General features: G+C 69.9%; 18 protein-coding genes. 6 read left to right on the forward strand and 12 right to left on the reverse strand.

The window, feature by feature from the left end; genetic code table 11:
• Positions 1-3: 3 nt before the first annotated feature.
• Positions 4-1,473: an MFS transporter gene (locus AB1K56_RS02080; RefSeq protein WP_264631411.1), complete on the forward strand. Its 1,470-nt coding sequence runs from the start codon at positions 4-6 to the stop codon at positions 1,471-1,473.
• 344 nt (positions 1,474-1,817) lie between these two features.
• Here the strand turns inward: AB1K56_RS02080 and AB1K56_RS02085 are convergent, their stop codons facing one another.
• The 3 genes from AB1K56_RS02085 to AB1K56_RS02095 all read right to left on the reverse strand — a co-directional run bounded on the left by AB1K56_RS02085 (position 1,818) and on the right by AB1K56_RS02095 (position 6,056).
• The gene (locus AB1K56_RS02085) at positions 1,818-3,869 is read right to left on the reverse strand and encodes a helicase HerA-like domain-containing protein (RefSeq protein WP_371204334.1); all 2,052 of its coding nucleotides are present in this window, start codon (positions 3,867-3,869) and stop codon (positions 1,818-1,820) included.
• A 10-nt stretch (positions 3,870-3,879) separates the two neighbouring features.
• Positions 3,880-4,578: a phosphatase PAP2 family protein gene (locus AB1K56_RS02090; protein ID WP_371204335.1), complete on the reverse strand. Its 699-nt coding sequence runs from the start codon at positions 4,576-4,578 to the stop codon at positions 3,880-3,882.
• A gap of 140 nt (positions 4,579-4,718) precedes the next feature.
• Positions 4,719-6,056, reverse strand: coding sequence for a multidrug effflux MFS transporter (locus tag AB1K56_RS02095; RefSeq protein WP_371204336.1), 1,338 nt, complete (start codon positions 6,054-6,056; stop codon positions 4,719-4,721).
• Positions 6,057-6,286: 230 nt separating this feature from the next.
• Between AB1K56_RS02095 and AB1K56_RS02100 the strand changes: the two genes are divergently transcribed.
• Both AB1K56_RS02100 and AB1K56_RS02105 read left to right on the forward strand, forming a co-directional pair.
• Positions 6,287-6,994, forward strand: a complete 708-nt coding sequence (locus AB1K56_RS02100) for a DUF3105 domain-containing protein (RefSeq protein WP_371204337.1) — start codon at positions 6,287-6,289, stop codon at positions 6,992-6,994.
• Position 6,995: 1 nt separating this feature from the next.
• A complete protein-coding gene (locus AB1K56_RS02105; RefSeq protein WP_371204338.1) occupies positions 6,996-7,667 on the forward strand; it encodes a DUF305 domain-containing protein in 672 nt (223 codons plus the stop codon).
• A gap of 252 nt (positions 7,668-7,919) precedes the next feature.
• Here the strand turns inward: AB1K56_RS02105 and AB1K56_RS02110 are convergent, their stop codons facing one another.
• The 3 genes from AB1K56_RS02110 to AB1K56_RS02120 all read right to left on the reverse strand — a co-directional run bounded on the left by AB1K56_RS02110 (position 7,920) and on the right by AB1K56_RS02120 (position 11,704).
• The gene (locus AB1K56_RS02110) at positions 7,920-8,897 is read right to left on the reverse strand and encodes a carbohydrate ABC transporter permease (protein ID WP_136586798.1); all 978 of its coding nucleotides are present in this window, start codon (positions 8,895-8,897) and stop codon (positions 7,920-7,922) included.
• Positions 8,894-10,246 carry a carbohydrate ABC transporter permease gene (locus tag AB1K56_RS02115; protein WP_371204339.1) on the reverse strand — a complete coding sequence of 451 codons (1,353 nt, stop codon included), beginning with the start codon at positions 10,244-10,246 and terminating at the stop codon, positions 8,894-8,896. The genes AB1K56_RS02110 and AB1K56_RS02115 overlap by 4 nt, the downstream gene beginning before the upstream one ends.
• Positions 10,247-10,372: 126 nt before the next feature.
• Complete coding sequence (locus tag AB1K56_RS02120) at positions 10,373-11,704, reverse strand: ABC transporter substrate-binding protein (RefSeq protein ID WP_371204340.1); 1,332 nt, start codon at positions 11,702-11,704, stop codon at positions 10,373-10,375.
• 239 nt (positions 11,705-11,943) lie between these two features.
• Here AB1K56_RS02120 and AB1K56_RS02125 point away from each other — a divergent pair, with 239 nt between their 5' ends.
• On the forward strand, positions 11,944-12,954 hold the full coding sequence (locus AB1K56_RS02125) for a LacI family DNA-binding transcriptional regulator (RefSeq protein WP_371204341.1): 1,011 nt from the start codon (positions 11,944-11,946) through the stop codon (positions 12,952-12,954).
• A gap of 100 nt (positions 12,955-13,054) precedes the next feature.
• Here the strand turns inward: AB1K56_RS02125 and AB1K56_RS02130 are convergent, their stop codons facing one another.
• From AB1K56_RS02130 to AB1K56_RS02155, 6 genes are all read right to left on the reverse strand, one after another.
• Positions 13,055-17,644: an ExeM/NucH family extracellular endonuclease gene (locus AB1K56_RS02130; protein WP_371204342.1), complete on the reverse strand. Its 4,590-nt coding sequence runs from the start codon at positions 17,642-17,644 to the stop codon at positions 13,055-13,057.
• Positions 17,645-17,963: 319 nt separating this feature from the next.
• Positions 17,964-18,350 carry a 50S ribosomal protein L7/L12 gene (rplL, locus tag AB1K56_RS02135; protein WP_136586802.1) on the reverse strand — a complete coding sequence of 129 codons (387 nt, stop codon included), beginning with the start codon at positions 18,348-18,350 and terminating at the stop codon, positions 17,964-17,966.
• A gap of 38 nt (positions 18,351-18,388) precedes the next feature.
• Complete coding sequence (gene rplJ, locus AB1K56_RS02140; protein WP_058232707.1) at positions 18,389-18,904, reverse strand: 50S ribosomal protein L10; 516 nt, start codon at positions 18,902-18,904, stop codon at positions 18,389-18,391.
• Between the two features lie 344 nt (positions 18,905-19,248).
• Positions 19,249-19,626: a hypothetical protein gene (locus AB1K56_RS02145; RefSeq protein WP_371204343.1), complete on the reverse strand. Its 378-nt coding sequence runs from the start codon at positions 19,624-19,626 to the stop codon at positions 19,249-19,251.
• Entirely contained in the window at positions 19,623-20,234 is a 612-nt protein-coding gene (locus tag AB1K56_RS02150; RefSeq protein ID WP_371204344.1) for a hypothetical protein, read from the reverse strand. The genes AB1K56_RS02145 and AB1K56_RS02150 overlap by 4 nt, the downstream gene beginning before the upstream one ends.
• 260 nt (positions 20,235-20,494) lie before the next feature.
• Positions 20,495-20,896 (reverse strand): SIP domain-containing protein, encoded by a 402-nt coding sequence (locus AB1K56_RS02155; protein ID WP_371204345.1) that lies wholly within the window; start codon positions 20,894-20,896, stop codon positions 20,495-20,497.
• 102 nt (positions 20,897-20,998) lie between these two features.
• Here AB1K56_RS02155 and AB1K56_RS02160 point away from each other — a divergent pair, with 102 nt between their 5' ends.
• Both AB1K56_RS02160 and AB1K56_RS02165 read left to right on the forward strand, forming a co-directional pair.
• On the forward strand, positions 20,999-21,673 hold the full coding sequence (locus AB1K56_RS02160; RefSeq protein WP_371204346.1) for a YqaJ viral recombinase family protein: 675 nt from the start codon (positions 20,999-21,001) through the stop codon (positions 21,671-21,673).
• A gap of 98 nt (positions 21,674-21,771) precedes the next feature.
• Positions 21,772-23,466: an MDR family MFS transporter gene (locus AB1K56_RS02165; protein ID WP_371204347.1), complete on the forward strand. Its 1,695-nt coding sequence runs from the start codon at positions 21,772-21,774 to the stop codon at positions 23,464-23,466.

Raw genomic sequence — 23,466 nt, forward strand, 5'->3', positions numbered from 1 at the left:
AGGATGAACGAGAAAACCCCCTCGGCATCCGGAGCCCCCCGGCTCGAGGTCGACGACGTCATCGTCGTCGACAAGAAGCGCGTGCGCACCGCCATCGGCGGCACCGTCGTCGGCAACTTCATGGAGTGGTTCGACTTCGGCATCTACGGCTACCTCGCGGTCACGCTCACCACCGTCTTCGCCTCCGACGTCCCCGCCCCGTGGGGCCTGCTGGTCACGCTCCTCGGTTTCGCGATCTCCTTCCTCGTCCGTCCGTTCGGCGGGTTCGTACTCGGCCCGCTCGGCGACCGCATCGGCCGGCAGAAGGTGCTCTTCCTGACGATGGCGATGATGGCCACGGCCACCGCCCTCATCGGCATCCTGCCCACCTCCGCCCAGATCGGACTCTGGGCGATCATCCCGCTCTACCTGCTGAAGATGGTCCAGGGCTTCTCCACCGGCGGCGAGTACGCCGGGGCCACGACCTACGTGTCGGAGTTCTCCCCCGACAAGCGTCGCGGCTTCTGGTCGTCGTGGCTCGACGTCGGCTCGTACGTCGGCTTCGCCGCGGGCGCGTCGGCGGTGGCGATCACGACGGCGATCACCACCTCGATCTCGGGCGAGAACGCGATGATCGACTACGGCTGGCGCATTCCGTTCCTCCTCGCGATCCCGCTGGGCATCGTCGCGATCTACTTCCGCCTGCGCATCCCCGAGACGCCCGCCTTCGAGCAGGCGGGGACGGTCGAGACCGACGCGAACGACCCCATGGCGCGTCAGGGCCTCGTGGGCATCGTGCGCCACCATTGGAAGGCGCTCCTGATCGGCATCGCGCTGGTCGCGGCGACCAACACCGCCGGGTACGCCCTCACCAGTTACATGCCGACCTACCTCGAGAAGGAGGTCGGCGTCTCGAACCTGTCCGCGGCGATCGCGACGGTGCCGGTGCTGCTGATCATGTCGGCCGCCCTGCCCTTCATCGGCCGCCTCAGCGACCGCATCGGCCGCAAGCCCGTCTACGCGATCGCGGCCGGATCGGCCCTGGTTCTGCTCGTCCCGGCCTTCCTCATCATGCAGATCGGCGAGCTGTGGGCCGTGATCATCGCGCTGTTCATGGCGGCGGTCCCGGTGGCGTTCTACGTCGCGATCTCGGCGTCCGCCCTCCCCGCGCTGTTCCCGACGGCCTCGCGCTTCGGCGCGATGGCCGTGGCGTACAACGTCGCCGTCTCGCTCTTCGGCGGAACGACGCCGCTGTTCAGCCAGGCGCTGATCGACCTGACCGGCAACACCCTCATGCCGGCGTTCTACATCATGTTCTTCGCCGCGCTCGGGCTCGTCGCCCTGCTGTCGATGCGCGAGACCGCGAAGCGTCCGCTCCTGGGCTCGGTGCCCACCGTCGAGACCCCGGCCGAGGCCGAGGCCCTCGTCGAACGTCAGGACGACGACCCGCTCATCGACACCACGACGATGCCGTTGGCGATCCGCCGCTCGTGACGTGACCGGCGGGGGCGGATGCCAACCCTCCCGGCATCCGCCCCCCTTCCGCCTGTCGTGCGCCCGCGCGGCGCCCCTCGTCGCTCGAGCCGACGGCGCCCCTACACCCTCAGCGAGTCGCACATCCTCAGCCCGAAACCCTCCGATCCCACTGACCCGGTGCAGATCCCTGAGCGTGCGCAAATCCCGACAACCGCGCCGCCCCACAACCTCACCCATCCGCACAACCTCAGCCCGAAACCCCCGGATCCCACTGAGCTCGTGCAGATCCCTGAGCCTGCGCAAACCCCTGAGCCCGCGCAGACCCCCACCCCGCGCGAACCCGGAGCCGCCACCGCCCCGGCTCAGCGGCGACGACTGTTGCCGAACAACCCCCGGATGACGCCGTTGACGATGCTCTTCGTCGCCCCGCGTCCGAGCAGTCCGTCGAGGCCCGCGGCCGGCGCGCTCGAACGGCTGCGCGGAGCGGCGGTGCTCTTCAGAATCCGGTCGTACTCGCGCTGCGCCTTCTTCTGCGCTTCTGCGTTGGCCTTGTCGATCGCCGCCTTCTGCTTCGCGTACTCCGCCTGATCGGCCGCGGCTTTCCTCGCCCGCTCCTCCGCGAGCCGCGCGTCGGTCGCCGCCTGCATGCGGGCGCCCAGGATCTCACGCGCGGACTCGCGGTCGATGGGCGTCGCATAGACGGAGAAGAGGGAGGATGCCGCCACGGCCGCGGCCATGGCATCCGCCGTCACGGGCGACATCGACGCGCGCGGGGCGAACAGCCTCGTCCAGGCCACGGGCGTCGGAGCGCCGCGCTCGCTCATCACCGTGATGGCGGCCTCGCCCGTCCCCAGCTCCTGCAGGACGCGCTCGAGGTCGTATCCCGAGTCGGGGTAGGTGCGCACCGACGCCCGGAGGGCCTTGGCGTCGTCGGGAGTGAACGCGCGCAGCGCGTGCTGCACGCGCGAACCGAGCTGGGCGAGCACGTCGCCGGGGACGTCCTTCGGGGTCTGCGTGACGAAGAACACTCCGACCCCCTTCGAGCGGATCAGGCGCACGGTCTGCGTGATCGCGTCGAGGAAGGCCTTGGAGGCGTCGCGGAACAGCAGATGGGCCTCGTCGAAGAAGAACACCAGCTTGGGCTTGTCGAGGTCGCCGACCTCGGGAAGCACCTCGTACAGCTCCGCGAGAAGGTACATGAGGAACGTCGAGTACAGCTCGGGCCGCGCCGCGACGTTCGGCACCTCGAGCAGACTCACGATGCCCGCGCCGCCGGCATCGGCATCCGTGCGCAGGAACACCGAGACGTCGAGCTCGGGCTCGCCGAAGAACGTGTCCGCTCCGGCGGCCGAGAAGGCCACGAGCTCGCGCAGGATGACACCGGCGGTCGCGGCTGACAGACCGCCGATGCCCTTCAGCTCGGCCTTGCCCTCGTCGCCCGTGAGGTAGGTCAGCACGGCGCGCAGGTCGGACAGATCGACCAGAGCCAGACCCTTCTCGTCGGCGTAGTGGAACACCAGGCCGAGGCTCGACTCCTGCGTCGCGTTGAGCCCCAGCACGCGGCTCAGCAGCAGCGGACCGAACCCCGAGACGGTGGCCCGCACGGGAATACCCGATCCCACGTCGTCACCGAGCGCGTAGAACTCGGTCGGGTACGCCCGGGGCGTCCACTCCTGACCCAGTGCGGCGGTGCGGGCGGCGAGCTTCTCGCTCGGCGTGCCGGCCGCCGCGAGTCCTGACAGATCACCCTTGATGTCGGCCGCGAAGACCGGCACCCCGTTCTGCGACAGCTGTTCGGCGAGCAATTGGAGCGTGCGCGTCTTGCCCGTTCCCGTGGCTCCCGCGATCAGGCCGTGCCGGTTCGTCATGGCCAGGGGGATGCGGATCGGAACGGATGCCACCGGCCCACCGTTCACGAGGACGCCGAGGTCGAGGGCCGCACCGTCGGCGGAGTACCCGGTGGCGATCGCGGCGACCTGCGCGTCGGTGAGGGGCGCGGCGGAAGCCGGGTCGGCGGAGGCCGGGCCGGTGGTGGCGCCCTGCACGTCGGGAACGGGCGCCGCAGAGCCGGACGCCGCCGAGACCGGGACGGATGCCGCGACCGGACCCCCACCCTGCGTCGCACCGCCGCCTCCCGCCGGCGTCGAGGCGCCCGCCGCGGGGACCGCACCGCCGTCCCCCGCCCGAGTCGAGCCGTTCCCCACCGCCGTCGAGCCGCCCTCAGCGGGGACCGCACCGCCGCCTCCCGCCGCGCGGACGCGCGCCGCCGCCGCCGCGGCCTCGGCCGCCGCCAGGTCGGCGCGCGCTCGGGCGAGTCGGAGTTCCGCTTCGGCGGCCTCGGCCTCGGCCCGGAGGCGCGCGACCTCGGCATCGGTCGCGGAGGGATCGGAGGGCACGGCGCCGGGCTCGCTCATGCGCGTCAGCCTACGACGAGCTCTCCCGCGCGGCATCCGTCTTGCGCAGGCGACGGATGGTCAGTCGATCCTCGTCCCGCGCGCGCAGGCGCGAGAACACGGCGGCGAGCACGAGCGCGGCCCCCGCTCCCACGAGCGCGCCGCCCGCGGTGTCCGAGAGCCAGTGCGCGTGCAGATACGTGCGGCTGAACGCCATCAGCACCACCCACGCGACGCCCACGACGCGCACCCACGCGCGGGGGAAGAGCACCGCCGCGACCACGGCGATCGTCGCCGCGTTCGCGGTGTGTCCCGAGGGGAACGAGCCGTAGTCGCTGAGGATCAGGATGTCTTCGGGACGTGCCCGCCCGAACGTGTGCTTCAGCACCTGCACCAGCAGCGCACTGCCCACCGATGCGGCCAGGAAGTACAGCGCCGACCATCGCCTGCGCACGAAGAGGAGCGCCAGAGCGCCCAGCACCGGCACGACGAGCACCGCCGTGACGTGTCCGCCGACGGTGTCCATCGCCAGCGCGAAGACGTACACGGGCTGCGAGGGCGCCGCGGCGAAGAGCTGGTTCCACCACACGTCGACGGCGAACGGACTGGGGCCGCGGAAGAAGACCCACGCGCCCAGGCCGCAGGCGAGGGCGATGAGGACGACCCCGACGACGGCGCGGAAACGCTGCGGGCGCGTGTCGAGCACGTCTTCGATCGCAGCGGCATCCATCGCCTCATGATGCCGCGTCCGCGCCGTCGACGGAACGGTCGACGCGCCGACCGCCCGTCCTGCTACTGTTCGCGACCGGGCCGACACGGTCGGCACGACAGGGCACGGCACGGAACTGTGTCGACCCGCCGAGACGGGGCTCAGGGGGCGAGGCGCTCCACGGTGCGCGGACGCACCAGCAGCCAGAGCGACAGCACTCCGATGACCGCGCAGCCCACCATCACGGATGCCATGGTCGTGGCGGTGATGCCCGACCCTGTCGCGAGCAGTCCCACGACGGGCGAGATGATGCCCGCGACGCCGAAGTTGGCCGCGCCGATGATCGACTGCGCCGTGCCCGCGGCCTTGCCGTGACGGTCGAGGGCGAGCACCTGGGCGCACGGGAAGGTGAACCCGCACGCGGTCATGAAGAAGAACAGGGGGATGACCGTTCCCCACAGACCGAGACCCAACTGGTCGAACACCACGATCGCGCCTCCCGCGAGCACCAGGACCGCGGTCGAGAACGCCATCACCCACTGCGGGCCGAAGCGGGCGGCCAGGCGCGAGGCGACCTGCACGCCGACGACCACGCCGATCGAGTTGGCCGCGAACAGCACGCCGTACAGCTGCGCGTTGAACCCGTAGGTGACCTGGAACAGGAACGACGACGCCGACAGGTAGGAGAAGAGTCCGCTGAAGGTCATCGCGCCGATGATGAGCACGCCGATGAACACGCGGTCGCGGAACACGCTCGCGTAGCGCTGCCACACCGTGCTCGATCCCGGTCCCCCGCGACGCGCGGCCGGGAGCGTCTCGGGCACGAAGAGGATCGCCGAGACGAGCATGACGGCGCCGTACACGGCGAGCACCACGAAGATGCCGCGCCAGTTCATCACCAGCAGCAGGGCCGAACCGGCGAGGGGGGCCAGCACGGGAGCGACCCCCGAGACCATCGCCATGCGCGAGAGCATGACCACGAGCCGACGCCCGCCGAAGAGGTCGCGGATGATGGCGGCGGCCACGACACCGCCCGCGGCCGCCCCGGCTCCCATGAGCACGCGCGCGATCGACAGCGTCTCGAGCGTGGGGGCGAGCGCGGCGAAGATGCTCGCGGCCACGTGCAGAGCGGTCACCGAGAGCAGGGGGATGCGCCGACCGACCTTGTCGCTCAGGGGCCCCACGATCAGCTGGCCGAGCGCGAAGCCGATCATCGTGCCGGTCAGGGTGAGCTGGATCGCGGCCGCGGTCGTCTGGAAGTCGGCCTCGAGCACCGGGAAGGCGGGCAGGTAGAGGTCGATCGTGAAGGGGCCGAGGGCCGTCAGCGCGCCGAGCACCAGGATGTACAGCACCCGCCGGGACGCGGGGATGGAGTCACCCGGGTGCAAGACGATCGGGGCGGTCGAGGGGTTCTTCCCGAGCGTGCGGATGGCGCCGGTGCTGGTGGGCACGGCGGACGAGGATGTCAGGACGACGGGGTGGGAGGCAGTATCGAGCACGTCTGGTTTCGTTTCGCAACACGGACAGCCCGGTGCGAGCCGGGCTGGGAAAAAGGGGGGAACGTCGAACCTCGAATCGATTCGACATCGTCATACTATCGCGACTCCCCCACGGGCCACCATCCCGGTCTCGGAGTTTCCTCCCAGGCCCACGGCCCATTCACCCGAATAGTCTGGACAGGTCGGCGGATGCCGATGTGTCCCGCCCCGAAGAGAGACGAACACAGCGCATGACCTCCCCCTCCGACAAGCGCGCGAGCGGAAACCCCGCGAAGCAGGCCCAGATCGACCTCACCGTCAAGCAGCAGCGCGAGCAGAAGCGCCAGGAGAAACTGGCCGAGTACCAGAAGCAGGTCGCCCGCCGGAAGCGCGGGAAGCTCGTGTGGTGGGTCGTCGGCTCCACGGCCGCCCTCGCCGTGGTGGGTCTCGTCGTGGCATCCTTCGCCTTCGCCCCGGCGCCGCCGCCCAGCTACCAAGCGGGCAACAGCACGGGCCTCGAGATCGACGGCGTGCAGAGCTTCGAGAACCGCTCCGACCACGTGCAGGGCACCGTCACCTACGACCAGACCCCGCCCGCGGGCGGCCCGCACAACCCCGTGTGGCTGAACTGCGGCGTGTACACCGAGCCGCAGCAGAACGAGAACGCGGTGCACGCCCTCGAGCACGGCGCGATCTGGATCACGTACGACCCGGAGCGCGTCGACCAGGCCGGCATCGACGCGCTGAAGGCCGTCATGCCCTCCAGCTACGCGCTGCTCTCGCCCTACCCCGGCATGGACACCCCGATCGCCGTCAGCGCGTGGGACCACCAGCTCAAGGTCGACAGCGCCGACGACCCGCGCATCGCGGAGTTCTTCACCGAGTACTGGCGCAGCCAGAACGCCCCCGAGCCGAACGCCCCGTGCTCGGGCGGTGTGAACGGGCCGGGCAGGGCCTGAGATGAGCGACGACACTCCGGTCGCGCGTCCCGCGGTCCGGTGGGCCGTCGTCGCGCTCGTCGCCGTCGCCGTGATGGCGGTCGCCTTCGCCGTCGGACGCTTCACGGCGTTCGGCGCGACGGCGGCCCCCGCGCACCCGGCCGACACCTCGGCGGATGCCGGCTTCGCCCGCGACATGCAGGTGCACCACACGCAGGCGGTGCTGATGGCAATGGAGATCTACCGCAAGACCTCCGACGACGAACTGCGCACGCTGTCGTACGACATCGCCGTGACCCAGTCGGGTCAGCGGGGCGAGATGTTCGGCTGGCTGGTCGAGTGGGGTCTCCCCCAGGCCTCGAGCCAGCCGCTGATGACGTGGATGGAGAAGTCCGACGCGCACAGCCACGGCGACACCGCGGCCAAAACGCAGGACGAGCTGCTGTCCGAGATGGGCATGGCCACCGACGCTCAGCTCGACGCGTTGCGCAGCGCCGAGGGCCGGCCGGCCGACTGCCTCTTCCTCGATCTGATGATCCGCCACCACGAGGGCGCCATCCCCATGGCGCAGGCGGTGATCGAGCTGGGCGACGACGCGCGCGTGAAAGAGGTCGCGGGCGCGATCGTGACCGGTCAGTCGTCGGAGCTCGACGCCATGCGCGACATCCAGTCGCGCCTCGCCTGCACCGCCTGACCGCCCCGCCCCGCGCCCGCGCCCGCCCCGTCCCCGCGCCCGCCCTCGGGTGCCCGTAACACCGCGATAAACGGCATCCGTGACGAGGAACGCCCCCGCACTGCGTGTCTCGTCACGGATGCCGTTTCTCGCGGCCCCGTGACGCGGTCACCGCGCGCCGTCGGCATCCGCCCCTCCCCGCACGCGCGCCCCGCACACGCGAGAGGGGCACGACACCCTTCCGGATGCCGTGCCCCTCTCGTCGAACGGACCTCAGCCCTTCGTGGCCCCCGCCAGCAGGCCGCGCACGAAGAAGCGCTGCAGCAGGAAGAACACGATCAGCGGCACGAGGATCGAGATGAAGGTACCGGCGGACTGGAGGAACCACTGGTCGCCCCAGGTACCCGACAGCGAGTTCAGCGACTGCGTCAGGGGCAGTGACGACGATGGCGCGAAGATCGTCGCCACCAGCAGGTCGTTCCACACCCAGATGAACTCCAGCACCGCGAACGACGCCAGCGCGGGGGCGGCGAGCGGCAGGATCAGGCGGAAGAAGATCTGCCCGTGGCCGGCGCCGTCGACGCGCGCCGCCTCGATCACCTCGTGCGGGATCTCGGCGATGAAGTTGTGCAGCAGGAAGATGGCCAGCGGCATCGCGAAGATCACGTGCGCGATCCACACGGTGGCGAAGCTGTGCTCCACACCGCGCAGGTCGAAGCCCGGGAAGATCGTCACGTCGTTGATCGTCAGTCCGCGCGAGAACAGGCTCAGCAGGGGCACGAGGGCCATCTGCAGCGGCACGATCTGCAGCGCGAAGATGAAGATGAAGAAGAAGTTGCGGCCCTTGAAGTCGATCCACGCGAACGCGTAGGCGATGAGCGAGGCGATCGCCAAAGCGAACAGCACCACCGGGATGGTGATGGCGAGCGAGTTGAGGAACGACTGCGCGAGCGTCAGGGCGGTGCCGCCCGACGTCAGCGCGAGCCGGTAGTTCTCCAGGGTGAACGACGGGTCGACGAACACCGTCCACCATCCGGTCGACTGCGTGTCGGAGCCGGGGCGGAACGAGGTGATGAACAGGCCGAACGTCGGGATCGTCCAGAAGAACGCGATCACGATCGCCGCGATCGTGGCCCCCTTCGAGGTCAGGCGCTTGCGCGCCATCGCCTCGTGCTTGCGGGTGTCGCGGGCGACCTGGCGGGCCGAGCGGGTGTCGGTGGTGGGCTCGAGCACCACGGTGGAGGTGGTCATCGCACTTCCCTCTGCTTCCGGATCTGGCGCACGTTGAAGATGATCAGCGGCAGCACGAAGAGGAACAGCACCACGGCCAGCGCGGCGGAGTGGCCGTAGCTCTGGAACCGCTGCTGCTGGTTGACCATCTCGAAGGCGAGCACGGTCGAGTCGTTGCGACCGCCGGTCATGACGGCGACGATGTCGTAGATCTTCAGCGCGCCGATGGCGATCGTGGTGAGCACGACGATGAGCGACGAGCGGATGCCGGGCACGGTGACGTTGATGAAACGCTCCCAGGCGCTCGCCCCGTCGAGTTCGGCGGCCTCGTTCTGCTCCGGCGGAACCGCCTTGATGGCGGCCGACAGGATGACCATGGCCAGACCCGTCTGGCTCCAGATGAAGACCACGACCAGCAGCAGGGTGTTGATCAGCGGAGAGGCCGACAGCCACGAGATCGGCTGGCCGCCGAAGGCGGTGACGATCGCGTTCAGGATGCCGAGCTGGTCGCCCTGGCGGAAGTCGTAGACGAACTTCCAGATGATGCCCGCGCCCACGAACGAGATGGCGAAGGGCATGAAGATGAGCACCTTGAGGTACTTCTCCCCCGCCGCACGGTCGATGAAGACGGCGTAGGCGAGACCGATCGCGGTCGCGATGGTCGGGGCGAGCAGCACCCAGATGAGGGTGTTGATGACCGACCAGAAGCCCTCGGGGTTCGTGAAGGTCCAGATGTAGTTCTCGAAACCGACGAAGTTGTCGCCGGTCTTGTCGAAGAACGACTGGAAGAAGGTCGTGATCGCCGGGTAGACGAGGCCGATCAGCAGCAGGATCGCGGCGGGCGCGGCGAAGAGGATGAGCTGGAACAGGTAGCCGGCTCCCTGGCGGGAGCGGTAGTCGGCGTAGAAGAGGATCGCGCCGAGGATCACCGCGATGCCGAGCACATAGATGACGGCGTTCTGGTACGGGCGCAGCAGCATGAACGCGAGGATCGGCACGGCGAAGCACGCGACCAGGCGCAGCCAGAAGTAGCCCTTGCCCGAGCGGGGCGCGTACTCGATGAGGAGCAGGAGCAGTCCCACGACCGCCCCGAAGACCACGAGGACGAGGGGGATCTGCACGATCGGGCTGAGCCCGCCGAGCCAGATGAAGAAGCTGTTGAGGGAGAACCCGAGCGTGGTCGGCTTGGTGTCGGCGGGGGCGCGCGTCACCATGAAGAGGAAGAGCGCCACCACGAGGATGAGCCCCACCAGGACCACGAGAAGCGTGGTCCGATTGGATGCCGCGGACCCGCGCGACGCGGCCTTGCCCCGGCCGGTCGGCGGGGGCGACGCCGCCGGCGTCGTCTCCGCGTTCTTGATATCGGTCATGACGTCCCTCCCGAACACGCCTTCGTGCTCATCGATGAGTGCCCGTGTGGTGCCTGGGGCGGAATATGAGTATGGACCGGATGGGCCGCCCGCGTCGCGGGCGGCCCATCGATTGGTTCAGGTCGATCAGTTGTCGTAACCGGCCTGGATGTTGCTCAGCACCTCGTCGGTGGGCGTGCCGTCGATCCAGCTGACCATGCCCTTCCAGAACGAACCGGCACCGACGGTGGCCGGCATCAGGTCGGAGGCGTCGAAGCGCAGGGTGGTGTTGGGGTCCTGCAGCGTCTTCATCGCCTCGGTGAGGAACTCGCTGGAGGCGAGGGAGGGGTCGGCGCCCTTGTTGGCGGAGATCACACCGCCGAGCTTGACGCGGGCGTCGGCGAACTCGGGCGTCGACATGAACTCGACGACCTTCTGAACGTTCTCGTCCTCGGAGAAGGCCGCGACGAACTCGCCGCCACCCTCGACCGCGAGCTCGCCCTCGGTCACGCCGGGGGTCAGGAACGCGTACACGTCGCCGTCGGGGGCGATCGTGGGCGTCTCGCCGGCGGCGTTCTTGACCGTGAGGAAGTTCGCGGAGAGGAACGACGCCTGGTGCGTCATCGGGCAGCTGCCGTCGGCGACCTTGGCGGCCACGTCGGCGAACGCGGTCGAGTTGATGCTGCGCACATCACCGAAGCCGGCGTTCACGTACGACGGGTTGAGGAGGATGTCTCCCACGGCGTCGAAGGCCTGCTTGATCTCGGGGTCGGTGAACTTGACCTCGTTCGCGACCCACTTGTCGTAGGTGTCGGGACCGGACAGGCGCAGGACCATGTCCTCGACCCAGTCCGTGCCCGGCCACCCCGAAGCGGCGTCGGAGGCGAAGCCGGCGCACCACGGGGCGGCCCCGGTCTTCTGCTGGATGGTCGCGGTGAGCGTCATCAGCTCGTCGAGCGTCTTGGGGACCTCGACGCCCCACTCCTTGAACTTCGCCGGCGAGTACCAGACGTAGCCCTTGAGGTTGGCGAGCATCGGGGCGGCGTAGAAGGTGCCGTCCTCCGTGCCGTAGGACTTCCAGTCCTCGCCCCAGTACTCGTCGACGTTCGACGAGACGGCGTCGGAGGCCTTCTGTACTTCGCCGGTGCCGATGAGGGTCTTGAGCAGACCCGGCTGCGGGACGATCGCGATGTCGGGGGCGTCGCCACCCGACACCTTCGTGACGATGTTGCCCTCGAAGCTCTTGTCGCCGGTGTACACGACCTTGATGCCGGTGTCCTTGGTGAACTGCTCGAAGCTCTGGTTCAGCGCGTCGGCCTCGGTGCCGGTGATACCGCCGGCGATGCGCACGGTGGTCTCGCCGCCGCCCGATCCGCCCGATCCGCTGCTGTCACCCTCGGCGCAGCCCGCGAGTGCGATCGCTCCGACCGCCAGCAGCCCGACGGGAGCCAGCAGGCGATACCGCTGTGACATACCCATGTGGTCTCTCCTCTTTGAGTTCGGTGGTGCATCGGACCCTGTCGGGAACCGATTCCAGGCAACCGTAGAGGCAATCCACAAGAGTTGCAACAAGCGTCAGGTCACGAACCGATAACTAGCGGAAAGACGGCGGAAAAGCGGCACGCCGCATCCCGGAACCGGTTCCACTTTCCTCGATTGTCGGATACTCTTCTTCGACGTCGACACGGACGTCGACGCATCACGAGGAAGACCAGCGAATGAGCGGAATCGCCGATGTGGCACGCCTGGCGGGCGTGTCCAAGTCGACGGCGAGCCGCGCTCTCACGGGCGGCGGCTACGTCTCCGACGGCACGCGTCAGCGCGTGGCCGACGCCGCGGCATCCCTCGGCTACGTCCCGTCCACGAGCGCGGTGAGCCTGGCCACCGGCCGCACGCGGACCATCGCGCTCATCGTCCCCAAGGTCAACCGCTGGTACTTCGGTTCGATCGTCGAAGGGGTCGAGCGCACGCTCATCCCCCTCGGTTACGACGTGACGCTCTACGTGGCCGAGCCCGGTTCGCGCGACCGCGAGAGCCTCTACTCCACCTACCTGGCGCGCAAGAGGTTCGACGGCATCATCGCCGTCGCTCTCGAACCCGACGACGCCGACCTCGAGCGCCTGGCGAACATCGGCAAGCCCGTCGTGAGCATCGGCAACGCGCTGTCGGGCGTCCCGACGCTCGGGCTCGACAACATCGCGATCACCCGCATCATCACGCAGCACCTCATCTCGCTGGGGCACACCGACATCGCCTTCGTCGGCAGCACACCCCCCACCGACGCCCCCGCGAAAGACGTCGACGAGCGGTCGATCGGCTACCGCAACGCCATGAACGACAACGGCCTGGCGATCCGCATCCGCAGCGTCCCGTCGACCCTCACGATCACCGACGCCTACGCCGCGGCCGCGTCGTTCCTCGCCGACGCCGCTTCACGGCCCACCGGCGTCGTGGCCGCGTGCGACGAGGTCGCGATCGGCGTGATCATCGCCGCGCGCCGGATGGGCATCTCGGTCCCGACCGAGCTCAGCGTCGTGGGCATCGACGGTCACGACTACGCCGAGATGTTCTCGCTCACCACGATCGAGCAGTTCCCCCAGGCCCAGGGCATCGAGGCCACGCGCATGCTCGTGCGGATGATCGAGGGCACGGGCGAGGTCGCCCGGCGCACCGAAGCCGACACGCGGCTCGTCGTGCGTTCCTCCACCGCTCCGCCGCGCCCCTCCTGACCGCCCGGAGCGCACGTCGCCCCGCGTGGCATCCCGGACCGCGAAGGGGCCCGGAGGCCATGTCCTGGCATCCGGGCCCCTTCTGTCCTGTCGCGCGCGGTCAGTCGGCGCCGTGCGCAGAACCGGTGCTGCTGCGACGCCGCAGCGCCATCCCCAGGCCCAGCAGGGCCAGGGCGGCGAGCACGCCCGCGCCCATCCAGGCGGTGTCGGCGCCGGTCACCGGCAGGGCGCCGGGGCGGCCGGGGGCGTTCCCGCCCTCGTCGGCGCCGTCACCGGAACCGTCGTCGGCCCCCGCCCCTCCGCCCGGAGCCGCGTCGGTGACCCGCAGCGGGACGGTCACGGTCGTCCCCGACGCCGTGGTGAGGGTGACGTCGACGGCGGCCGGCGCATCGGCCGGGACGTCCAGTGCGATCTGCGCCGCGCCGTCGGTCACCGCGAACGACACGGGCTCGCCCGTTCCCACCGACGCCGAGACCTCCGTCGTGAGCGGGCTGCCCAGCGAGGTGAGGTCGAGTCCCGACACGGTGAAGGCGGCGCGGGAGCCCCGCGCGACCTCGGCGGGCACGTCCTGCACCTGAGCGGAGCGCACGGCGAAGTCAGGGCTCAGGCCCGGGTTCTGCTGCAGGTAGGCGATCCAGCCGTCGCGGTCGATCAGGCCCGAGTCGCGCGGATCGGTGCCCTCGGCGAGCACCGAGAAGGCGTCCCCGCCCTGCAGGAGGAAGCTGAACGAACCCACCCGGTACGACCCGGCCGGATCGATCGCCTGTCCATCGATCCAGACGCCCGTGATGCGCTCGCCCGCGGGACGGGCGGCGTCGTAGGTGTAGCGGACGTTCTCCGACACACCGAGGGCGAGGTCGGCCTCGCGGCCGGCCGCGTCGCCCCACTGCTGCTCGAGGAGGCGGCGCACCTGGTCGCCCGTGAGCGTCGTGGTTCCCAGGTTGTTGACGAAGGGCAGCACGGCATTCGCCTCGGCGAAGGTGATCACCCCGTCGCCGTCGCGCAGCAGCTCGGCGCGCAGGCCGCCCGGGTTGACCACCGCGATGTCGGCGCCCCCGCGGTCGGGGTCGCTCAGCGTCTCCCGGAGCGCGTCGGCCACGAGCGAACCGAGCGCCGACGGGCGGGAGCGGTCGTCGCGCTTGCCGCCGGTGTACACGCCGTCGACGTACGCTCCGCCGGTGAAGGCGGTGGTGATGTCGGCCTCGACCGAGCCCACCGGCTGCGACCCGACGCGTTCCGCATCGGCGAGGGCGGCCGAGACGATGTCGGCGACCTCGGCGACGCGCGGGTACTCGGCGATGAGCTCGGCGTCGAGGGCCGCGCTGTTCTCCGCCGTCTTCTCCGGGTCGTCCTCGACGACCTCGCCGGCCAGGCGCGGGACGTTGCGCGCGGTGTGACCCACGACGTCACCGCTCTCGCGATCCACGCTCAGCACGATCTGGCCGATGTTCTCGCCGTAGCTGCCGGTCTGCAGCACCGGACGCGTGCCGTCGACGCCGGGGATCGGCGCGTCCCAGACGTACTCCTCGTGCGTGTGGCCGGTGAAGATGGCGTCGACGTCGGGATCGGTCTGCGTCACGATGCGCTCGAAGGCGCCGCCCGCGGCGAGGGCGTCGTCGAGGGAGCCGCCCTGGGCGGCACCCTCGTGGTATTCGGCCACGATGACGTCGACCTGGTCGCGGATCTCGTCGACCACGCGGTTGACCTCGGCGACCGGCTCGCGGAACTCCACGCCCTCGATCCCGCCGGGGGTGACCAGCGACGCGGTCTCCTCGGTGACGGCGCCGACGACGCCGACCCGCAGTCCACCGACCTCGATGATCTCGTAGCCGGGGAGCAACGGCTCTCCGTCGCGGTACACGTTCGCGGTCACGTAGGGGAAGTCGGCGAGGTCGCCGACGCGTCCGACGAGGTCGTCGGCGCCCTTGTCGAACTCGTGGTTGCCGACTCCGGATGCCGCCAGGTCGAGCGCGTCGAGCACGTCGATCGTCGGCTTGTCACCGGCGTTCGACGAGGCGAACAGCGAAGCGCCGATGTTGTCGCCGTTGGAGAGGAACACCGACGAGCCCTCCCCGCCCTCCGCGCGCAGCGACTCGATCGTGCCCGCGAACTTCACGGTGTTGGCGTCGATGCGGCCGTGGAAGTCGTTGATGTTGAGCAGGTTGAGCTCCGTCGTCGACGACAGCTCGAGACCCACCACCACAGGGTCGTGGTCGCTGGAGCGGTAGGGCGTTTCGTCGTAGAAATTCAGCGCGTTGTAGTTGTATCGGCTGTACTCCAGGGCGAGCGCCTCGACGGCGTTGATGTTCCAGATGTCGGTGCCGGTGACGAGCTCGCGCGCCGAAGGCGAGGCGAGCACGTGATCCAGCGAGCCCGACTGACCGCTGAACGAGTACGAGTACTTGCCCGTGCCCGCCTCGAGCGGCTCGAAGCCGAACGACCGCAGCGTCTGGATCGGGTCCTCCTGCGTGTACGCGTTGAAGTCGCCGAGCAGGAACACGTCGTCTGTCCCGATGGCCGCCGACCTCTCCGCGGCGAACGCGCCGAGCGCCTGCGCCTGCCGCACCCGGTCGCCGTTGAAGGCGCCCTGGATGCCGTTGGCGTTGTCACCCGTGGCCGCGGGGCGGCTGTCGCCCTTGGACTTGAAGTGGTTCACGATCGCGAGGATGGTGGCATCCGGATCGTCGACGGGGGCGAAGGCCTGCGCGAGCGGCTGCCGGGCGTTCGCGAACGCCGGGTCGTCGAGGATGACGCTGTCGCCGACCGGGGCGACGACGGCCTTCTTGTAGATGAAGGCGGTGCGGATGACGTCCTCCGAGGCCGGCAGCTCGGCGGGCGAGGGCACGAAGGTCCAGGCCTCCGAGCCGAGCGCGTCGTTCAGGGCGTCGACCAGCGTCGACAGCGCGTCGTCACGGTCCTTGCCGAACACCGCGGAGTTCTCGATCTCCTCGAGGGAGACGACGTCGGCGCCGAGGCCGTTGACCGCGGCGACGATCTTCGCCTGCTGGCGCTGGAGGTTGGCGTCGTCGGCGGCGCCGCGGGGGCCGGGCGCGGGGCACGTGTCGGCCGTCACGGGGTTGCCGTCGCGGTCGTCGTAGGTCGAGGTGCAGCCGACGCTCTCCGCCGTCGTGGTGAAGTAGTTCAGCACGTTGAAGCTCGAGATCTTGACGGTGCCGCCCACCGGCTCGGGCGACGCCGTCCGGGTGTTCTCGAAGGTCGCCGGCTGGACCGTGGCGGCGTTGTCGACCGTGAGCTGCTCGGTCGGCTGGAACTTCCACGCGTTGTTGCGGTAGTCGAGGATGACCGGGCGCGTGAAGGTCACGGGTGCGCCGACGCGAACCGGGTCGGTGAGCGAGACGTACGGCAGCGGGACGTCCTGGGCGGAGCGGAGGAAGTCGAGCGACGCTCCGTCGTCGAGCACGACCGCGCGCGCGTTGTTGTCGGCGACGGCGGCGACGTATTCGGGGGTGTCGGGCCGCGCGACGTCGGTGGGGGTGCGCAGCGGCGTCGTGCCGGCGGCGAGTCCCACTTCGGCGTACTGGTTCGTGGAGTACGTGTTGGTGACGGTGAAGTCGCCCTGCGGGGCGAGCAGCATGCCCTCGAACCGCTCGCGCTCCTCGTCGGTCTTGGGCCAGGTGATCTCGGCCGGGGCGACCTCTGCAGCCGCGTCGGTGAGCACGCGGACGCTCGCGGCGTCGGCGGTCAGCTGCGTCTGTCCGTAGAACTCGCCCGCGGTTCCGGTCACCTCGACGTGGTCGCCGATGGAGACGGATGCCGCGGCAGCGGTGCCGTAGACGAAGATCGCGTCCGAGGCGGTGTGGGCGGCCTGGTCGATGGCGCCCCCGGTTCCCTCCGTCTGAAGGAAGAAGCCGTTGTATCCGCCGGTCGGGTAGGCGGCGGTCACGACGCCGCGGGTGGTGACGACGGTGCCGGCGAGGGGCGTGGTCGCTCCGGTCCCCTGGATGTCGCGGATGGGCGTGACCTCGCCGGGGACGGGCGTGGTCGGCTCGGGCGACGGCTCCTCGGTCGGCTGCGGCTCGGGGGCCGCTCCCCCGGATCCCTGCGGCGTCACCGTGGTGGTGTTGGTGAAGTCGGCGGAGTTGTCGTCGGTGTCGACGAAGTCGGTGCGCACGAGCGCGTTCGGCGTGCCGTTCGGGCCGTCGACGACGGCGGGGGCCGTTTCGAAGCTGACGCCGGCGCCGTACCCGAGGAAGTCGACCACGCGGTCGTCGTCGACGGAGCCGGCCGGTAGGGCGAGCGGCTCCGCGACGTTCGCGAGGAAGAGCTGGCCGGTCGTCCCCGACGGGTTCAGCCCCGTGCTGGTGGCGTCCGCGGCGGGCAGCGGTGCACCGACGTCGCCGTTGCCGGGGAGCGCGATGAGGTAGGAGCCGCCCGCGGCGATGGATCCGCTCAGGGTCTGCGTGTTCGCGCCGGTGGGAGCGGCGACGCTGGCGGCGGAGCGGTACTGCAGCGACCAGCCGCTCAGGTCCTGCGCGGTGTCGCCGGCGTTGTACAGCTCGACGAACTTCTGCGCGTACGGAGCGCCGGCACTCCCGCCCTTCAGGTAGGCCTCGTTGATCACCACCCTCGCGCCGTCGGCCGCGAAGGCGGGAAGGGGGACGAGGGCGGAACCGAGCAGAGCGGCGCCCAGGGCGGCGCTGAGAGCGGTCGTGAAACGGCGTGCGGGCACGCGCGATGCAGCGTTGGGCATGGGTCTCCAAGTACCGACGCACGGACAAGCGTGTGAACGAGAACGACGTCGGATGGGGGGATCGACGGGGGGGTGTTCTCATCGACCGTAAACGATGCCCATACGGTTCTCCCAGGATCTTTTCGTTTCGATCCGGTGAATTCCGGTTCCTCGACGGCGGAGACCCGGTGTCATCGCTCGCGACTCCGGCGTTCGTCACCCGCCTCGGAGCGGCCTGCGACGCCGAAACGACGAAGACCCCGGATGCCAGTGGCATCCGGGGTCTTCGTGTGTCGCGGAAGCGACGGTGTTGCTGGAATTACTTCAGGGTCACCGTGGCGCCGGCGCCCTCGAGCGCCTCCTTGGCCTTGTCGGCGGTCTCCTTGTTCGCGCCCTCGAGCACGGCCTTGGGGGCACCGTCGACGACGGCCTTGGCCTCGCCGAGGCCGAGCGAGGTGAGCTCGCGGACGACCTTGATGACCTGGATCTTCTTGTCACCGGCGGCCTCGAGGACGACGTCGAACGAGTCCTTCTCCTCGACCTCTTCGGCGGGGGCGGCGCCACCGGCGGCGGGGCCGGCCACGGCCACGGGGGCGGCGGCGGTGACGTCGAAGGTCTCCTCGAACGCCTTGACGAACTCGGACAGCTCGATGAGCGTGAGCTCCTTGAACGCGTCGAGCAGCTCTTCGGTGCTGAGCTTAGCCATGTTGTATCTCCTTGATCGGGTTAATCAGCCGGGCCGGGTCAGGCCGCGGTGTCCTGCTTCTCGCGCAGCGCGTCGACCGTGCGAACGGCCTTCGACGGAAGCGCCTGGAAGACGTATGCCGCCTTGGTCATCGTCGCCTTCATCGCGCCGGCGAGCTTCGCCAGCAGGACTTCACGGCTTTCGAGATCGGCGAGCTTGTTGACCTCAGCAGCGGTCAGGGGGGCGCCATCGAAGTAGCCGCCCTTCACCACGAGCTGAGGGTTAGCCTTGGCGAAGGCACGCAGGCTCTTCGCGACGGCGACGGGGTCGCCGTGCACGAACGCGATGGCAGACGGGCCCTTGAGCTCGTCGTCCAGTCCCGTGACCCCCGCGTTGGACGCGGCGATCTTGGTCAGCGTGTTCTTCACCACGGCGTAATCCGCGTCCTGACGGATGTCGTTGCGCAGCTGCTTGAGCTGGGCAACCGTCAGACCGCGGTACTCGGTCAGCAGAACGGCGGTCGAGTTCTCGAAGTTCTTCGTGAGCTCGGCGACCGATGCATCCTTCTGCGCCATGGCCACTCCTTGTGTGTACGAGGCGCTCCGCGGAGGCGGGGCGCCGGCCGAAGACACCCGGGGTCTGGGCAAAAAAGAAGAGCTCCGGCGCAGGCGCACGGAGCTCGGGAGAGTTTCGTTTACCTGCGTAGGTCCTCTGCTTCTCAGCAGACGCTTCGATCGACATGCGAGCACGACGATGACCGACGGTCTTTGGCTTGGTTCTTACTGTACCCGACCCGCGCTCCCCACGCCAATCCGCCCGCCCGCCGCCCCTTCCCCATCGCCGCGAGATCACACGAACGGCGCGAGATCACCCCCTCCGCCGCGCATCGAACGCGTCATCTCGCGCCGATCGTGTGATCTCACGCGGTCGGCGGCGCTACGCCGAACGCGGCGAGGCGCGCCGCGAGGGCCTTCGGCGTCGCGACGTCGCGGAAGCCCCCTCGATACAGCCGCCACTGGGTCACGCCGCGGATCCAGTCCTCTCGACGCTTCTCACGCAGCAGCACTTCGTCCAGAGTGCGTCCGCTCCGCCGAGCCTCGTCGAGATACTTGCCCTCTCCGTCGAACTCCCAGAACGTCCTGGCCTCGGGGAGTCCGATGTCGACCTCGTAGACCTCACCGGCCGGGCCCTCGACCGGCACCTGCAGATCGAAGACCCGATGACCGAGTCGGAAGAGCTGCAGACGGCTGAGACTCTCGCCCGGGAGTTCGGCGCGCCCGTCGAAGAACTCGATCACCCACCGGGCCCGCGCGGCTCCACGGCGACCCGACGCGGCCGCGGCGCGCACGCGCAGACGCGCACGCCACTCCTCGTGCGCGCCCGGGTCGAAGACGCCTCCCGGACCGCCATCCGCCTCGCTGCCGCGTCCGCGCAGGCGACGCCGGTCTCGAGCGAGGCGACCCGAGCGACGTCGAAGACCGTGCGCTCGACGGACGTGCAACGCAGCCCCTCGACCATGACGACGTCATCCGGACCGAGTTCATCGAGGTGCCGCGTCAAGCCCGGACGGCTCGACATCCGACGACCGCCGGCGACCGTCATCTCGACCGGCCGGCCGGCAATGCCGGACAGGTCTAACCCGTGCAGGACCGCGGCCGACACGTGCGAGATCACGGCGTCACCTCCGCGCATCTGACCAGCCGCTGCGACGACCCGCAGACGCAGATCGGCCTGGGGCCAGAGATCGTCGACGGCGACACGGGGGACGTACACGCCTCGCTGCACGCGGTGCCACTCTCCGGCGGGGTCGCTGCGGAGCCCGCTCTTCGCAACGTCTCGATCGAGCAGCTGAGCCCGCGTGCGCAGCAGATTCCGCGCCGCGTCCGCATCCATGTCGCGCCCCATCCCCCCAGCGTCGCGCGCAACCCCATCCCGCGCCCCGCACCCGAGCCCCTCGGTGGAGAACTCCCCCTCCCCAACGTTGGGGAGGACCCACGCCCCGCCCGCGCCCGACCCCCGCTGAGATCACACGAACGGCGCGACATCGCACGCTCGCGCCGCGGCGCAACGGGTGCGCTCGCGCCGATCGTGTGATCTCGAGCGGCCTGGCGCCGCCGCGCGCCGCGAGGGCCGCGCGCCGCGAGGGCCGCGCGCCGCACCCGCGGCTACGACACCCGCGACGCGGGGAGCATCGCCTGCGTCATGCGGACGATGCGCGACGGGGTCCGCGCGCCGAGCCAGACCGTGCACACCGCGTCGTCGCCGCACGCCCACTCGGCGCACCAGGCGTGGATCGCCTGCGCGAGGCGCTCGCCCCGCGGGCACAACTCGCCGTCGATCGACCTGTCGAGCCAGCTCACGCGCGCCTCCCGCGCGTCGATCACATCGATCTCGTTCGCCCCGCGCACCTCGACCAGCACCGTGACGTGCGCGGAGGGAGGCAGGACCGCGACGATCCGGCGCATCCGGGGGACGCTGCTCGCGTCGCCACCGAGAAGCACCGCACCCTCGAGGTCGCCCCAGCGGCCGCCGTCGGGCCGGCGGAGGGGCGCGGCATCCGGAGTCATGCGGACAACTTAGGTCACCCTTACCTGGGACGCAAGACCCCGGATGCCGACGCGCCGCGCCTCGCATGCGATGCACGGGCCGACGGGGTTAGGGTCGAACGCATGTCCCCCGAGCTCGTCGCCTCCCGCAGCGCCGACCTCGACGCCAGGATCGTCGCCGACTCGCGCGATCGCGTCGCCTGGATCCGCGCGCGCAGTCGCGGGATCACCGCCACCGACGTCGCGACCCTCACCAGCGCGAACGCCATCGCGCGGGCAGCGGATGCCAAGCTCATGGGCTCGAACTTCTCGGGCAACGCCTTCACGGCGCACGGTCGTCGACGCGAGCCCGAGATCGCCGCCTGGGTCGCGGCGACGCACGGCATCCGCCCCTCGTCGGCCCTGTATCACGCGGTCGTCGAGAAGAGGCACCTCGCGACACCCGACGGCGTCGTCGTCGACGGCGAGGGCCGGGTGATCCTCGCCGAGATCAAGACCACCAACAAGGCGTGGCGGTCCATCCCGAAGACCTACATGCGGCAGATCTGGTGGCAGCAGCACGTCCTGGGCGCCGAGCGGACCCTGGTCGCCTGGGAGCAGCACGACGGCTTCGTCCCCCTGCACGACGAACCGCGCTGCCAGTGGGTCGAGCGCGACGAGCGCGAGATCTCCAAGCTGGTCGGCCTGGCGACCTCCCTCATCGACGAGCTGTACCGCCGCACGATGCAGGCGCGTCAGCCCGCCCCCGCCCGACCGGAACCCGCGGAGAGGTACCGCGCCCTCGCGCTCCTCGATTAATAGTTGACGGAAGTCAAGCATCAGGCGTATCGTTGACATCAGTCAACTAATCGCGCCATCGTCGTCGCGGCATCCGTCCCCTTTCCGTGGAGCTCCGCATGACAGTCCTCTCTTCGGACGCGCCCGCCCAACGGCGCGTCCTGCCGGCCCTGATCGGCCTGCTGCTCGGCACCTTCGTGTCGATGCTCGCCTCGACCGTCGTCTCGACGTCGCTGCCCGTCATCGTGCACGACCTGTCGGGCGACCAGAACGCCTACACCTGGGTCATCACCGCGACCCTGCTCACCACCGCGATCTCGACCCCCATCTGGGGCAAGCTCGCCGACCTGTTCAACCGCAAGGTGCTCATCCAGGTCGCGATCGCGGTCTTCGTGCTCGCCACCGCCGCCGCCGGCTTCTCGCAGAACACCGACATGCTGATCGCGTTCCGCGCAGTGCAGGGTCTCGGCGCCGGCGGACTCGCGGCCCTCAGCCAGGTGATCATGGCCGACATCATCAGCCCGCGCGAACGCGGCCGGTACATGGGCCTGTTCGGTGCCGTGATGGCGGTCGCCACCGTCGGCGGCCCGCTGCTCGGCGGCGTCATCACCGACGCGTTCGGGTGGCGCTGGAACTTCTTCGTCGCGCTCCCCTTCGCCGTCGCAGCCCTGCTCATCCAGCAGCGCACGCTGCACCTCCCCGTCCGCGCGAAGCGCGCGGTGAAGATCGACTACCTCGGCATCGTGCTGCTGTCGGCCGCCGTGTCGCTGCTGCTCATCTGGGTCACCAACGCCGGCAGCGCCTTCGAGTGGGCCAGCACCGAGACGCTGCTGATGGTCGGCGGTGCCGTGATCGCCGCGATCCTCTTCGTGATCGTCGAGCTGCGCTCGTCCGAGCCGCTCGTGCCGCTCACCCTCTTCCGCGACGCCACCTTCACCCTCGCCACGATCGCCTCGATCGCGACGGGCCTGGCGATGTTCGGCACCTCGGTGTTCCTGAGCCAGTACATGCAGATGGCCCGCGGGGCCACGCCCACCGAGGCCGGGGTCATGACCATCCCTATGATCGGCGGTCTGCTGGTGTCGTCGATCGTCGTCGGCGCGCTGATCTCGCGCTTCGGCCGGTGGAAGCCGTTCCTCATCGCCGGCGGCATCCTGCTCATCGCCGGATCGTTCCTGCTGTCGACCATCCACTACGACACGAACTTCGCGCTCGTCTCGGTCTACATGGCACTGCTGGGCGCCGGCGTCGGCATGACGATGCAGAACCTCGTCCTGGTCGTGCAGAACACCGCGAACCCCGCTCAGATGGGCGCGGCGAGCTCGGGAGTGACCTTCTTCCGCAGCCTCGGCGGCACCATCGGCGTCTCGGTCATGGGTGCGGCGCTGGCGAGCATGGCGACGAGCCTGTTCACCGACCGGGCCGACGACCTCACGACCGCGATCATGGGGCTCGGCGAGAAGGGCGCCGCCGTCGCCCAGTCGCTGCAGTCCGGCGCCATCCCGCAGGTGTCGACGCTGCCCGAGAGCGTGCGCGTGATCGTCGAGGACATCTACGCCCAGTCGATCGCGCACTCCTTCCTCATCGCGGTGCCCGTCGCCGTGGTCAGCCTGATCGCGATCCTGTTCCTGCCCAACCGCCCGCTCACCCGCATGACGACCTCCGAGCGGGTCGCCGCGAGCGAGGCCGATCTCGCCACCGTGTCGGTGCCCGAGGGCATGGCCACCCTGGCCGCGACCGGAACCGTGCCGACCCAGGATGCCGCGTCCTCGCGCCGCGCACGCCGAGACGCCGGGATGGGAGAAGATGTCTGA

It is taken from the genome of Microbacterium sp. BWR-S6Y, from assembly GCF_041379845.1.
In the GTDB taxonomy this organism is placed as follows: Bacteria; Actinomycetota; Actinomycetes; order Actinomycetales; family Microbacteriaceae; genus Microbacterium; species Microbacterium hydrothermale.